The 12,090-nt window shown below is 70.8% G+C and carries 15 protein-coding genes and 1 pseudogene; 3 read left to right on the plus strand and 13 right to left on the minus strand.

Annotated features, from left to right (window positions below; genetic code table 11):
- Window positions 1–320: 320 nt before the first annotated feature.
- Window positions 321–989, minus strand: a complete 669-nt coding sequence (locus tag ACZZ0J_RS12000) for a hypothetical protein (protein ID WP_111083572.1) — start codon at window positions 987–989, stop codon at window positions 321–323.
- Window positions 990–1,087: 98 nt separating this feature from the next.
- Here ACZZ0J_RS12000 and ACZZ0J_RS12005 point away from each other — a divergent pair, with 98 nt between their 5' ends.
- Window positions 1,088–1,366 (plus strand): hypothetical protein, encoded by a 279-nt coding sequence (locus ACZZ0J_RS12005; RefSeq protein WP_463437115.1) that lies wholly within the window; start codon window positions 1,088–1,090, stop codon window positions 1,364–1,366.
- A gap of 30 nt (window positions 1,367–1,396) precedes the next feature.
- Here ACZZ0J_RS12005 and ACZZ0J_RS12010 read toward each other — a convergent pair whose 3' ends face one another.
- The 3 genes from ACZZ0J_RS12010 to ACZZ0J_RS12020 are packed head-to-tail and all read right to left on the minus strand — an operon-like array spanning window position 1,397 to window position 3,971.
- A complete protein-coding gene (locus tag ACZZ0J_RS12010) occupies window positions 1,397–1,924 on the minus strand; it encodes a GNAT family N-acetyltransferase (protein WP_123339396.1) in 528 nt (175 codons plus the stop codon).
- A gap of 26 nt (window positions 1,925–1,950) precedes the next feature.
- Window positions 1,951–3,228: an ABC transporter permease gene (locus ACZZ0J_RS12015; RefSeq protein ID WP_463437117.1), complete on the minus strand. Its 1,278-nt coding sequence runs from the start codon at window positions 3,226–3,228 to the stop codon at window positions 1,951–1,953.
- Complete coding sequence (locus ACZZ0J_RS12020) at window positions 3,225–3,971, minus strand: ABC transporter ATP-binding protein (protein ID WP_463437119.1); 747 nt, start codon at window positions 3,969–3,971, stop codon at window positions 3,225–3,227. The genes ACZZ0J_RS12015 and ACZZ0J_RS12020 overlap by 4 nt, the downstream gene beginning before the upstream one ends.
- Before the next feature lie 80 nt (window positions 3,972–4,051).
- Between ACZZ0J_RS12020 and ACZZ0J_RS12025 the strand changes: the two genes are divergently transcribed.
- Entirely contained in the window at window positions 4,052–4,687 is a 636-nt protein-coding gene (locus ACZZ0J_RS12025) for a TetR/AcrR family transcriptional regulator (RefSeq protein WP_463437121.1), read from the plus strand.
- Here ACZZ0J_RS12025 and ACZZ0J_RS12030 read toward each other — a convergent pair.
- The 9 genes and pseudogenes from ACZZ0J_RS12030 to ACZZ0J_RS12070 all read right to left on the minus strand — a co-directional run bounded on the left by ACZZ0J_RS12030 (window position 4,674) and on the right by ACZZ0J_RS12070 (window position 11,572).
- The gene (locus tag ACZZ0J_RS12030; RefSeq protein WP_123671359.1) at window positions 4,674–5,684 is read right to left on the minus strand and encodes a glycine betaine ABC transporter substrate-binding protein; all 1,011 of its coding nucleotides are present in this window, start codon (window positions 5,682–5,684) and stop codon (window positions 4,674–4,676) included. The two genes, ACZZ0J_RS12025 and ACZZ0J_RS12030, sit on opposite strands and share 14 nt — an antisense overlap.
- Window positions 5,681–6,442 (minus strand): ABC transporter permease, encoded by a 762-nt coding sequence (locus ACZZ0J_RS12035; RefSeq protein WP_123937044.1) that lies wholly within the window; start codon window positions 6,440–6,442, stop codon window positions 5,681–5,683. The genes ACZZ0J_RS12030 and ACZZ0J_RS12035 overlap by 4 nt, the downstream gene beginning before the upstream one ends.
- A pseudogene (locus ACZZ0J_RS12040) lies at window positions 6,439–7,715 on the minus strand (ABC transporter ATP-binding protein). The gene ACZZ0J_RS12035 and the pseudogene ACZZ0J_RS12040 overlap by 4 nt, the downstream one beginning before the upstream one ends.
- A complete protein-coding gene (locus tag ACZZ0J_RS12045) occupies window positions 7,702–8,349 on the minus strand; it encodes an ABC transporter permease (RefSeq protein ID WP_111083581.1) in 648 nt (215 codons plus the stop codon). The pseudogene ACZZ0J_RS12040 and the gene ACZZ0J_RS12045 overlap by 14 nt, the downstream one beginning before the upstream one ends.
- A gap of 208 nt (window positions 8,350–8,557) precedes the next feature.
- Window positions 8,558–9,262: a DinB family protein gene (locus tag ACZZ0J_RS12050; protein ID WP_123339390.1), complete on the minus strand. Its 705-nt coding sequence runs from the start codon at window positions 9,260–9,262 to the stop codon at window positions 8,558–8,560.
- Complete coding sequence (locus ACZZ0J_RS12055) at window positions 9,259–9,870, minus strand: DUF6197 family protein (protein ID WP_123339389.1); 612 nt, start codon at window positions 9,868–9,870, stop codon at window positions 9,259–9,261. The genes ACZZ0J_RS12050 and ACZZ0J_RS12055 overlap by 4 nt, the downstream gene beginning before the upstream one ends.
- Window positions 9,871–9,927: 57 nt before the next feature.
- A complete protein-coding gene (locus ACZZ0J_RS12060) occupies window positions 9,928–10,203 on the minus strand; it encodes a phosphotransferase (protein WP_463437124.1) in 276 nt (91 codons plus the stop codon).
- Window positions 10,143–10,805 (minus strand): phosphotransferase, encoded by a 663-nt coding sequence (locus ACZZ0J_RS12065; protein ID WP_463437126.1) that lies wholly within the window; start codon window positions 10,803–10,805, stop codon window positions 10,143–10,145. The genes ACZZ0J_RS12060 and ACZZ0J_RS12065 overlap by 61 nt, the downstream gene beginning before the upstream one ends.
- Before the next feature lie 116 nt (window positions 10,806–10,921).
- Window positions 10,922–11,572, minus strand: coding sequence for a ScbR family autoregulator-binding transcription factor (locus ACZZ0J_RS12070; RefSeq protein WP_463438180.1), 651 nt, complete (start codon window positions 11,570–11,572; stop codon window positions 10,922–10,924).
- Window positions 11,573–11,645: 73 nt separating this feature from the next.
- Here ACZZ0J_RS12070 and ACZZ0J_RS12075 point away from each other — a divergent pair, with 73 nt between their 5' ends.
- Window positions 11,646–12,089, plus strand: coding sequence for a hypothetical protein (locus ACZZ0J_RS12075; protein WP_194647291.1), 444 nt, complete (start codon window positions 11,646–11,648; stop codon window positions 12,087–12,089).
- Window position 12,090: the final 1 nt, after the last annotated feature.

A 12,090-nucleotide genomic window follows, 5' to 3' on the forward strand; every position in this document is an offset into this window, starting at 1 on the left:
TCGGAGTTGGTCGTGGATCGCGTTCCGGACGAACACTTCGAGGCACCCGACCGGCCCCCAGAACGCCGCCGCGATCTCGCAGTTCCAGGCGTACAGCCGAGATCCGAGGTCAACGCGGCCGCCGTACCGAGCCGCGTACCGGTTGAACCGTGGCGCGCTGAGCAGATGCGGCAACTCCGGCAACGTCGCTGGATCGATCATTGCGCTCCCCGAACTGCCGTGTTGAACAGCAATCGCCCCAGGAGTCCGGCGGTGCCGAATGGTCCTGGGGCGTTACCCGATCAGCCTAGCGACGCCGGGGTGGAATATCAAGTACCGGTTCAGGGGCGGGCGACGTCGGGGTCGGCCGGGTCGGAGCCGTCCTCGTCGCCGTCGGCGTCGTCGGGCTCGTCGGCGTCGACCGGGGTCGAGCCGACGGGGTGCTCGGCCAGCAACGTCGCGAAGTCCTCGTCGAGCATCTGCTGCAGGCGGTCGTCACGGCCGATCTCGTAGTCGTCGGCCGGACGCTGGGCCCAGCCGAGGCGCCCGACGACCGTGGTGCCGATGTCGTCCCAGGCTCGGGCGCGGGCGGCGAGCACGATGCCGTCGACGAAGTGCTGGTCGTCACGGCGCTTGTCGAGCATCGTCGCGAGTTGCTCGTACGTCGCCTCGCGCGTGCGCAGCTTGAGGTCGTCACCGCGGCGGTAGTCGTGCTGGTGCCGTGAACGGCCCTTCGACTTGCTCGACGTCGACCGGATCTCCCGCATGCGCGCGGCGTCGCCCCGCTGCTCCTCGGCCATGCGGTGGAGTTCCTCACGCGCGGCCTCGGCGATCAGCGCGTGGTCGAAGTACCCCTGGTCGCGCAGCGCGTTGGTGATGATCCGGTTGCCGACCGCGATCGTGACCGCGGCCTTCGCGATGAGGAACCCCTCGTCGACGGCCCGCTTCAGTTCGACCTGGCTGATGGGTCGATCGCGCACGTCGTGGTTGCGTCGTCCGAACAAGGCCATGCTCCGACGATACCGGCGTCCGGTGACCATCCGTCGGCAGGTGGACCCGGATCACGCCCTGGAGGGACGACACGCCCCGAGTGGTTTCGTAGCGTCGGGTGCATGGTCACGTACACGGAGTCCCCCGCACCGGTCTCGGCACCGCGAGCCTCGTCCTCGGGATCTGTTCGCTGCTCGCCGGCTGGACGTTCGTCGCGCCGATCGTCGGGCTGTGCCTGGGCGTCGCGTCGCGCAGCCGGGAACCGCTCGCCCATGGTCGTGCGGGCTGGGGGATCTTCCTGAACCTCATCGCGCTCGCCGTCTGGATCCTGCTGCTCGTGCTGGCGGTCGTCGGCGGTGTGTTCGCGGTCTGGCAGGGGGCGACGCAGGGCTCCTGACGCACGCGCACGTCGGCGGGAGAGACGCGCCTAGAGCAGCAGGCCGTAGACGGCGACGTCGGCGCGGACGGGCCCGAGCGGCAGCGCACCCCGCAGAGTGCCCTCGAGGGCGAACCCGAGCCGTTCGGCGAGCGCGCGGCTGCGGACGTTGTCGACGCCGGTCCGGATCTCGAGCCGTGCGGTGCCGCGTGCCCGCGCGACCTCGACCAGGACCCCGGCGGCTCGTCCCGCGACACCGCGGCCCTCGTGTCCGGCGTCCACCCAGTAGCCGAGTGACGCCTGACCCAGGTACGGGTCGAAGGTCAGCGACGCCACCCCGACGATGCGGTCGTCGGAGCGGATGACGCAGGGGAGCGCGCGGTCCATCGCGAACTGGCCGAGCAGCCGTTCGGTGTGCAGCCCGATGGTGTCGCGGTCCTGCGGATCCCACGCCCACGGTTCGGCCGCCCGCAGCCGGTCGAGGTTCGCGCGCACGAGTTCCAGCACCGGGTCGACCGTCGTCAGGTCGCGCAGCGTCAGCGTGTACCCGTCGCCGAGGTCCCGCCCGAATGCCGCCACCCGTCAGAGACTATGCACGCCCGGCCCTACTCGTACCGGAGTGCCTCGATCGGGTTCTGCCGTGCGGCGCGGCGTGCGGGGAGGGTGCCGGCGAGGAACGCGATGAACATCACGACGAGGATGATCGTCGCCACCGAACTCGGCGCGAACTGCATGATCTGCAGGCCCGGCAGGTCCTTGAGCAGCGTGCCCGCGAGCACGTTCGAGATCCCGGTCCCGAGCAGGATCGCGACCCCGGCTCCGATGGCGCTGCCGAGGAACCCGATGAAGACCGCCTCGAGCGAGAACAGCGTGTAGACCTTGCCGCCGCCCATGCCCATCGCCTTCATCAGGCCGATCTCGCGGGTGCGTTCCTGCACGCTCATCAGCAGCGTGTTGATGATGCCGAAGCCCGCAGCCACCAGGGCGATGACGGCGAAGGCGTTCAGGACCCCGACGATGCCGCTGATGACGGTCTGGAACTGGCCGAGCTGGTCCTGGATGGTCTGCCCGAGGAACCCGGCGTCCGACAGCGCGTTCTTGACCGTGGTCGCGGAGGCCCCGGAGTCGAGCGTCGCGGTGGCGCTGGCGTACGAGGTCGCGATCGAGTCCGGCTTGCCGATCTCCTGCGCGGCCTGCATCGCGTCGGTGAGCGCGGCGTTCGCCCCGGCACCGCCGCCGAACAGCGACTCGTTCTGCACACCGACCACCGTCGCGGTGAGGGTGTGCTCCTTGCCCTGGTAGTCGTCCACCGCGAAGGTGAGTTCCTTGCCGACGGCGGCCTTCGCGCTGCCGAGTCCGAGGTTCTCCAGGTAGTTCGTCGGCAGGATCACCTGGTTCGCGTCGGTGTCGTCGTCGAGCTGCTTCCCGCTCGCCAGGTCGGCGTCGAGCTCACCCGCGTTTGCGGTCAGGGAGACGACGTACTTGCCGTCGTCGCCGTGCTCGGCGTACTTCGGCGCCAGGGCGACCGCCGGACGGATGCTCTTGATGCCGTCGATCGCGCGGATGTCGTCGACGTCGGACTGCGACAGGTACGAGAACGACGCCGGACCGCGGTCGACGCTCTGGCCGGACTCGTCGGGGTCGTACTTCGCCGGGCCGCTGTCGGTCGACGCGGTGTCGACGGCCTTCGTGATGGTCAGGGAACCGGTGTCGCCGATCGACGAGACCTGGGTGTCGATGTAGTTGCTGACCCCCGTGCCGATCGCCGAGGTCAGCGTGATCGTGAAGGCGCCGATGAAGATCGCGATGACGGTCAGGGTCGTGCGCAGCTTCGACCGGAAGGTGTTCGAGACCGCGGTGCGGAGCAGGTCGAGGAAGTTCATGCGGAGTGCCTTCCGTGCGTGGCCTGCTGGTCGACCGCGGCACCGGCGGTGGGCGTGCCGTCCGATCCACCGACGATGAGTCCGTCGCGGACGTTGACGCTGCGGTCGCAGCGGGCCGCGAGTTCTTCGTCGTGCGTGACCACGACGAGCGTGATCCCGCGTTCGCGCTGCAGGCCGAAGAGCATGTCCTCGACCACCTGCCCGGTGTTCGTGTCGAGGTTGCCGGTCGGCTCGTCGGCGAAGATGACGCTCGGCTCACCGACCAGCGCGCGTGCGATGACCACGCGCTGCTTCTGCCCGCCGGACAGGTCGTTGGCGTCGTTCTTCGCCTTGTCGGCCAGACCGAGGGAGTCGAGCGCCGCCATGCCGCGGCGCTTCCGTTCGGCTCCGGAGACGCCCGCGATCTTGAGCGGCAGCACGACGTTGTCGAGGACCGAGGTCTTGGGGGTCAGGAAGAACTGCTGGAACACGAACCCGAAGGTGCTGTTGCGCGTGCGGTTCACCTGCCGCGCGCCGAGGGTCGCCGCATCGGTCCCGTCGAGCAGGACCTGCCCGGTCGACGGCTTGTCGAGCAGTGCGAGCAGGTGCATGAGCGTCGACTTGCCCGACCCGGACTTGCCGACGATCGCCAGGCTCTCGCCCTGGTGCACCCGGAGTGACACCCCCTTGAGCGCGTCGAACCGCGTCGGGCCTCGGCCGTAGGTCCTGGCGAGGTCACGGGCCTCGAGCACGGGAGTGGTCATGGCCCCACCGTAGTGTCCGCTGCACGACTGCAAGTTTGCGTTTGCTGTAGATCATGTGACGTTCCGGTTACAGTCGGGCCATGCCCGACACCGCGCCCGCCACCGAGATGGGTCTGCGCGACCGCAAGCGCATCGAGACACGCCACCGCATCGCGGAGGCGGCTCGGTCCCTCGCGCTCGAGCAGGACATCGACCACACCACGATCGAACAGATCGCCGCACGCGCCGAGGTGTCACCGCGCACGTTCTTCAACTACTTCGAGAGCAAGGAGGACGCGGTCCTCGGGCACACCGAGCTCGACCTGGACGCTGAGACCCTGGCAGCGCACCTCGAGACCGTCGCGGGGGAGCCGGCTGCGCAGGCCGTGGTCGACCTGGCGTTCCTGGTGTTCGGCTCGTCGTTCGGCGACGAGCACGAGCGGCTCGCCCGGAAAGAGGTGATCGTGCGCTTCCCGCAGCTCATGCGCCGCCAGGTCAGCCGGATGACGACCGTGGCCGAGGCGATGACGGGCGCGGTGCGCACGATCCTCGAACGCGATCCGGCGTGGGGGCCGGACGCCGCGACTCCGCAGGCCGCCGAGATGCTGCTCGGCATGTGCATGACCGGCCTGCGGAGTTCGGCGCGGCACGAGGGTTCCGACCCGGAAGAGGTCCGTGCCCGCGTCGTCGCGTCGATCCGCGACACGGCTACGCGCATCGCCGTCACGGCTTCGTGATGAAGCCCTCCTTCACCATCCAGTCGAACGCGACGTCGGCCGGCTCGCGCCCCTCGACGTCGACCTGACGGTTCAGCTCCTGCAGCACCGCGTCGGTGAGCTTCGGCGAGATCTGGTCGTAGACGTCGGCGAGCTGCGGGTACTCCTTGAGCGTGGCCGAGTCGAGCACCGGCGCGACGTTGTACGCCGGGAAGAAGCCCTTGTCGTCCTCGAGCACGGTCAGGCCGAGCGACTTGATGCGGCCGTCGGTGGTGAAGACCTCGCCGAAGTTGCACTTGCCGCGGTCGGTGGCCGTGTAGACCGTGCCGGTGTCGAGGATGCTGACGTTGTCGCTCGGGATCCCGTTGTCGCCCGAACCGCCGAGCTCCAAGCCGTACTTCTCGAGCATCGGCTTGAACCCGTCGGCACGCGAGTTGAACTCCGACTCCACGCAGAAGGTGCGCTGGTCGACGGGGAGCTTCGCGATGTCGGACAGGGTCGTGATGTCGCCGAGCTCCTTGACCGCCTCGTCCCGCACCGCGAACGCGTAGGTGTTGTTCATCGGCGCCGGGTTCAGCCACGTGAGCCCGTTGCCGGCGTCCTCCTTCTTGACCGCTTCCCACTGCTCGGTCTTGTCCGGGATCCCCTCGGCGTGGCCCATGAAGGTCAGCCAGGCGGTGCCGGTGTACTCGTACGTGAAGTCCGCACCGTGCGAGGTCATCAACTCGCGGACGGCGACGCTGCCCGGCACGTTGGTCTCGTCGGTGACGTCGAACCCGGCGGCCTTCGCGGCGAGCACGGCGATCTTGCCGAGCACGAGCTGCTCGGTGAAGTTCTTCGACGTCACGGTGATGTGGGCACCGTCCGGCAGGTCGTCGATGCGCTCGATGGTGCCTGGGCCGGCCTCGGGGACGAAGGACGTCGCGGGCTGCAGGCCGCAGCCGGCCAGGACGAGCGCAGTGGCACCGGCGAGTGCGACGGCGGCCCCGCGGCGGAGGCGGCGGGTACGGCGGTTCATCGGAGTCCCTTCGGACGTGCGACGGTCTCGACCACGCGGCCGAGCCAGTCGATGGAGAGGGCGAGGAGCGCCACGAGCAGCGCACCGGCGACGAGCACCTTCGGCAGGAACAGCGTCACGCCCGTGGTGATGAGGAGACCGAGGCCGCCGGCACCGACGAAGGTGGCCAGGCTCGCGGTGCCGACGAGCAGCACGAGCGCCGTCCGGATGCCGGAGAGCATGACCGGCACCGCGAGGGGCAGCTCGACGCGCATCAGGACGCTGAACGCGCTCATGCCCATGCCACGGCCGGCCTCGACGAGGCGTGAGTCGACGCTCTGCACGCCGATCATGGTGTTCCGGAGGACCGGCAGGATCGCGTAGAGCACGAGTGCGACCACGGCGGACCAGCTGTTCAGGCCGAGCCACGCGGCGAGCAGCACGATCAGGCCGACAGCGGGGGCCGCCTGCCCGAAGTTCGCGACGGCGAGCACGTACGGGCTTGCCCGGCGGAGGGGACCGCGCGTGAGCACGATGCCGAGCGGGATGCCGATCACGAGCACGAGCACCGTCGCCTGCAGGGTCAGCACGAGGTGCTGCCCGGTCAGGTCGAGGATGTCGGCCGGGTTGAGCGTCGTGCGTTCGGTGGGCGTGAGGTCGGCCGTGGCGAGCCAGACCGCGAACCCGGCGAGCACGACCAGGATCGCGATCGGCTGGAACAGCAGGCCCTTCCAGGACGTGCTGGCGCCGGTGGCGGGTCCGGCGGTGACAGCACTCACAGGTCTTCCCCGGAGGGCGCGATCACGGGCGCGGCCGGCGAGGACGGCAGCGTCTCGATCTGGTTGGTGTTCGTGCCGACCGGCGTGTACGCGCGGTCGTCGGCCGCTGCCGCACGCGACCGGGTGATGGCCTCCATGACGACCTCGACCGTGATGACACCGCGGAACGCCTCGCCCCGACCGGTGACCAGTGCGGCCCCCGCGCTCGAGACGAGCATGGTGTCGAGGGCGTCGTTGAGCGTCGAGGCCTCGCCCACGATGGGCAGCTCCGGGTCGACGCCGTCCGGGATCCGGTCCAGGCGCTCGAGCTGCCGTCGGGACGGCCAGCCGATCGGCCGCTGCCGACGGTCGACCACGACGGCGTGCCCGTGACCCCCGGCCTCCTGCATGCGCTGCAGGACGGCCTTCGCCTCTTCGCCGGGGAGCAGGTCACCGCGGAGACGACCTCGACGTCGCGGACGCGGTTCAGGGTGAGCTGCTTCAGCCCGGCGCCCGATCCGATGAAGTTCTCGACGAACTCGTTCGCCGGCTCCGCCAGGATCCGCTCCGGGGTGTCGTACTGCACGATGTGGGCGCCCTCGGTGAAGATGACGATCCAGTCGCCGAGCTTCACGGCCTCGTCGAAGTCGTGGCTGACGATGACGATCGTCTTGTGCAGCTCTTCCTGGATGCGCAGGAGCTCGTCCTGCAGGCGCTGCCGGGTGATCGGGTCGACCGCACCGAACGGCTCGTCCATCAGCAGGACGGGCGGGTCCGCGGCGAGCGCCCGGGCGACGCCGACGCGCTGCTGCTGCCCGCCGGAGAGTTCGCGGGGGTAGCGGTCGCGGTAGGTGGCGGGGTCGAGCGAGACCAGGTCGAGCAGCTCGTCGACGCGCGCCGCGATCTTCTCCTTCGACCAGCCGAGCATCTTCGGCACGATCGCGATGTTCGCTGCGACGGTCATGTGCGGGAAGAGCCCGCCGGCCTGGATCACGTAGCCCATCCGGCGGCGGAGCTCGTCGGCGTCGATGCCGGTCACGTCGTCGTCGCCGACGACGATGCGGCCCTCGGTGGGCTCGATCAGGCGGTTGATCATCTTGAGGGTCGTCGTCTTGCCGCAGCCGGACGGGCCGACGAGCATGACGATCTTGCCGGCCGGGATCTCGAGGGTGATGCCGTCGACGGCGGGCTTCGACTGTCCGGGGTACCGCTTGGTGACCTCGTCGAGCAGGATGCTGCGGCCGGTGACGTCCCCGTCGGGCGCGGTGGTGGTGGCGGAGTCAGTGCTGGACACGGATACCTCTCGAGATGGTCAGGCGGCCGAGGCCGAGGAGGAGCAGGTCGAGGACGAGGGCGAGCAGGACGACGCCGACCACCCCGACGACCACGGAGTACAGGGCGTTCGCGCCGCCGAGGCGCGAGAGTCCGGAGAAGATGAAGCCGCCGAGCCCGGGGCCGAGCGCGTACGCGGCGATGGCCGCGATGCCCATCACCATCTGGGCGGACACGCGGACGCCGCTCAGGATGATCGGCCAGGCCATCGGCAGTTCGACCTGCACGAGGGTCCGGAACCGGCTCATGCCGATGCCGCGCGCGGACTCGACCACGCTCGGCGGGATCTCGGCGAGGCCGACGACCGCGTTGCGCAGGATCGGGAGCGCGGCGAAGAAGACGACCGTCACGACGGACGGCAGCACGCCGAAGCCGAGCGGGACGATGAGCAGGCCGATGACCGCGAAGGACGGCAGGGTGAGGCCGATGGCGGACACCCCGTTCGCGACGGAGGTCAGGCGGGGACTGCGGTAGACGAGTGTGGCGAGCACCACGGCGATGACCGTGGCGAGCACCGTGCACTGGACCACCAGTGAGAAGTGTTGCCACGACGAGAACCAGATCTGGCTCCATCGCTCCACGACGTACTGGAACACGGGTGGGCGCTCCCCTTCCGGTCGGCCGAACTGCCCACGGGTCGGGGCACAAGCTGCGCCAAAGCTACGCAGGGCACGGACCGGTCGCACGACGAGGCGCAGCGGAGACGATCGATTCCTGTGCAGACAGCCGAGCGAGAACCCCTGGTCAGCGGCCAGTTCGACCGTCGAGCCTGAGAGAACGGTAACGATCGTGAGGGGCCATCGGCTACATGGCCAAGCCCCGGAGGCCGGACCGCTCGGCGATGTCGACGAGCTGCTCGCGCCAGAGGACCCACTCTTCCGGGCTCTTGTCGGCCAGGTTGCCGTCCCCGTCGCCCGCCAGTCCGTCGAGCATCTCGCGCACGATGTCGGCGTGCCCCGCGTGCCGGGCCGTCTCGTACGCCATGTGCACCAGGATGCGGTGGAGCGTCACCTCGCGGAGCTCTTCCGGCCACCAGGGGACGGTGCCGCGGGCGTCGAGGTCGAGCGCTTCGATGGTCGCGTCGGCGTGCGCTGCGCTGCGGTGGTGGAAGGCAACGACGTCGTCCAGGGTCTCGTCGAGCGTCGCGTACATGTCCTCGCCGTCCTCCGATTCGAGCCAGGCGGGCGCGTCGGGCAACGGTCGACCGAAGACCTCGCCGAAGTACCCGGCCTGCACACCGGCGACGTGCTTCACCAGCCCGAGCACGTTCGTGCCGGTCGGGGTCACCGGCCAGCGGGCCTGCCGTTCGGCCAGGCCGTCGAGCTTGCCGAGCAGCGCGGCGCGGTGCTTCTGCAGGTACCGGTGCAGCGTCCGCTTCACCGCGGCGGCCGAGGCCAGGGGATCGGTGTCCGACGACGCGCCCTCGTCCGACAGGGCGGAGTTCCCGCTGGACGCGAGGCCGGTGGTCGTCGCGGGGTGGACCTCGGGGACGGCGTCGGTGCTGCTCATGCCCTCGATCGTGCCACCACGACGTCCTGCAGGCGTGCCGATTCCTGCACGGCCACCCGCTCCGCGGTGAGCAGCAGCCCGGCCACCTCGGCCGAGGTGCGCGCAGGGGCGTCGTTCCAGCTCGTCAGGTCGCGCACGCGGCCCATCCGGACGTCGGGCGCCGGACACCAGAGCACCGGCGCGCCCTCGTCCACGGCGAGCGCGTGCCAGACCAGGTCGAGGGAGTGCTGGACCCGCGGCGAGTGCACGGCGTGCGGCCCGCCAGCGGCCGAGACGACCGCGCCGACCAGGCAGGCAGCGACGAGCGGTCGCCCCTGCACGTCCATCGCGGCGGCACTCGTGGCCTTCCGCATCCGGCCGTGCTCGTCGAGGTACGCGAACCAGGCGTGCTGGATCCAGCCGCGTTCGACGACGCCACGCGCGTCGGACAGCAGGTGCTCGAGCTCGCCGAGTTCCTGCAGCCGGGCTTCGACCCGTCGGACGCGTGCGGCGGCGCGGCGCTCGGCGAGGCGGTCGAGGAACCCGCGGAGGCCGGTTCGCTCGGATCGGGTGGGGGCGGGAGAGGCGTCGGTGGCGACGTCGTGCTGGACGCGGAACTCGAGGGTCATGAGGGCCCCTCCGATCGGCTGTGCACGGATGGTGCGGTCACGATAGCCCCGCGGGTCTCAGCCGTCCAGCACCGCGTCGATGCTGCGCCGCGCGACGCTCCGGAAGGCGCGTTCGTCGGACGTCGCGAGCGCGGAGGCGAGCGCGATCGCCCACCCGCGCGCGCGTCCCCAGGTGCCGTCCGGAGCGGCGACCAGCGTCCGGAACGCGTGGCGGGCCTCCCGGTCGAGCGTCAGCCAGGCGGTGGCGAGGTCGACGGCGGGGTCCCCCGAGGTCACGTCGCCGAAGTCGACGACCGCCGACAGGCGTTCGTCGCCGTCCGGCGTGCGGTCCACGAGCAGGTTGAACGGGTGCAGGTCGCCGTGCACCCAGACGGAGGCCCGGTGTGCGTCGGCAGCGCCGCCGCGGTCCGCCAGACCGCTGCCAGCTCCACGGCCCGGGGCACGTCCTGCGTGGCGAGTCGCGTCAGGACGCCGTCGCTGCGCGTCGCCAACGGCACCGCACGGAACGGGTTCGCCGGAGCATCCGGCGGAGCCGGCACGTGCAGCCGTCGCACGAACTCCGCGAGGGCCTCGGCGACCCGGACACCGGCAGCACGCTCACCGACGGGTGCTCCCGGGAGCCACGGGACGATGCTCCACGACCAGGGGTACCCGAGGGCCGGACGGCCCACGCGCACCGGAGCCGGCACCGGGACGACGGGTGCGACGAGGGCGGCGATCTCCGGCAGCCACCGCTGCTCGTGCTCGACCAGGCGTGCCGCGAGCTCCCGACGCGGCAACCGCACGGCGTACTCGTCGCCGAGTCGCACGATGACGTTGTCCCAGCCGTTCGCGACGACCACGAGCCGTCGGTCCGCCAGGTCAGGGTGCTGGGCGCGCAGCAGTGCCCGGACGAGCGGGACGTCGACGTCGACCTCTGCCGGTGGTGTGGGCACCGGCTCAGGCTAGTGGGCCGGTGGACACATGCCCGCGAACGGGGGCGGGTGCGGAAACCGACCGCTGGGTATCCTCGTGAAGCGGTGACGTGGGTGTTTCCCTGGGGGGACCCGCGTCATTCCGGCGCGATGATGGCGACGAGTCGCGGGACCTCTGGCCGGAGGCGTTCGGTGACGAGCGCGGCGAGCAGCACCGTCCAGAGTTCCCGCAGGCGTTCGTACAGGTCGGTGCGGTCGGCGAGCACGTCCGACACCGTCTGCACGCCCGTGTACGCGGGGATGACGACGCGTCCGACCATGTCCGGGTCCCACCGCGGGTCCACCTCGCCAGCGTCGATCGCCTGGCGCACGGTCTGTGCGATGAGCGCCATCCAGTCGGTGTACGGGTCCTGACGGGGGACGTCGTGCGTCGCGACCTCGGTCGACAGACGGATGCCGGCGCTCACGACCACCTCGGTGACCATCTGGGTCGCCAGTCCCCGTGACATCCACATGAGGGCTTCGAGCGGCGTCCGGCTCCGGGCGACCGCGGCTTCGCCGTAGCGCCGCGAGACCTCGTGCTGCTGCGCGATCACGGCACCGGCGAGGTCGGCCTTCGACGCGAAGTGGAAGTACAGCGCGCCCTTGGTCAGCCCGATCCGCTCGGCGACGCCGTCCATCGACGCGCCGAGGTACCCGCGCTCGTCGAACTCGGCAGCCGCGGCCCCGATGATCGCCGCGCGGGTCTCGAGCGCCCGCTGCTGCCGGGTGCGTCCGTCCTGGGCCATCACCTGCCGATCGTAGTCCGCTCCGAGGCTGCGCACGGCCCGCGTCCGGGCGGGTGCCCTACGGTTGGCCGCCATGGACGGATGGCGGAACCCCGCGCGGTGGGCGCGGACCGGACGGTGGCTGCTGCTGCCGATCGCGGTGCTCGACTGGGTGGCCCTCGCGCCGCAGACCGTCGTCGTGCTCGCGTTCCTGATCGCCGTCGTCGGCCTCGCCGGGATGGCGGCCGCGCTCGTCGTCCACATGCTCGGGCGCTCCCGCGGGGTGATGGCGCTGCTCGGTGTCGTCCTGCTGCTCGGCGGGCTCGTGGTGTTCGGCCTCGACCCGTTCCCCGGCTCGTTCCCGCTGATCGACGCGTGGTGGCCCGAGTCGATCACGCAGCCGCAGGTGGTCGGCAGTGCCTACTGGCAGCTCGCCGGCCTCGGCATCGAGCTCGCGGGCTTCGGCCTGCTGGCCACGCTGCTCGTCGTCGCGCTCACCGGTGCACCGCGATCACGGCAGGACCGCTTCCGCTCCTGAC

It is taken from the genome of Curtobacterium sp. AC272, from assembly GCF_979258155.1.

What these genes read in the sequence shown, in the direction of transcription:
- ACZZ0J_RS12000 (WP_111083572.1), bottom strand. Translation starts at nt 989, where the DNA reads ATGGCCTTGTTCGGACGACGCAACCACGACGTGCGCGATCGACCCATC.
- ACZZ0J_RS12025 (WP_463437121.1), top strand. Translation starts at nt 4,052, where the DNA reads ATGCCCGACACCGCGCCCGCCACCGAGATGGGTCTGCGCGACCGCAAG.
- ACZZ0J_RS12070 (WP_463438180.1), bottom strand. Translation starts at nt 11,572, where the DNA reads ATGGCCCAGGACGGACGCACCCGGCAGCAGCGGGCGCTCGAGACCCGC.
- ACZZ0J_RS12075 (WP_194647291.1), top strand. Translation starts at nt 11,646, where the DNA reads ATGGACGGATGGCGGAACCCCGCGCGGTGGGCGCGGACCGGACGGTGG.
- ACZZ0J_RS12020 (WP_463437119.1), bottom strand. Translation starts at nt 3,971, where the DNA reads ATGACCACTCCCGTGCTCGAGGCCCGTGACCTCGCCAGGACCTACGGC.
- ACZZ0J_RS12055 (WP_123339389.1), bottom strand. Translation starts at nt 9,870, where the DNA reads ATGACCCTCGAGTTCCGCGTCCAGCACGACGTCGCCACCGACGCCTCT.
- ACZZ0J_RS12050 (WP_123339390.1), bottom strand. Translation starts at nt 9,262, where the DNA reads ATGAGCAGCACCGACGCCGTCCCCGAGGTCCACCCCGCGACGACCACC.
- ACZZ0J_RS12015 (WP_463437117.1), bottom strand. Translation starts at nt 3,228, where the DNA reads ATGAACTTCCTCGACCTGCTCCGCACCGCGGTCTCGAACACCTTCCGG.
- ACZZ0J_RS12030 (WP_123671359.1), bottom strand. Translation starts at nt 5,684, where the DNA reads ATGAACCGCCGTACCCGCCGCCTCCGCCGCGGGGCCGCCGTCGCACTC.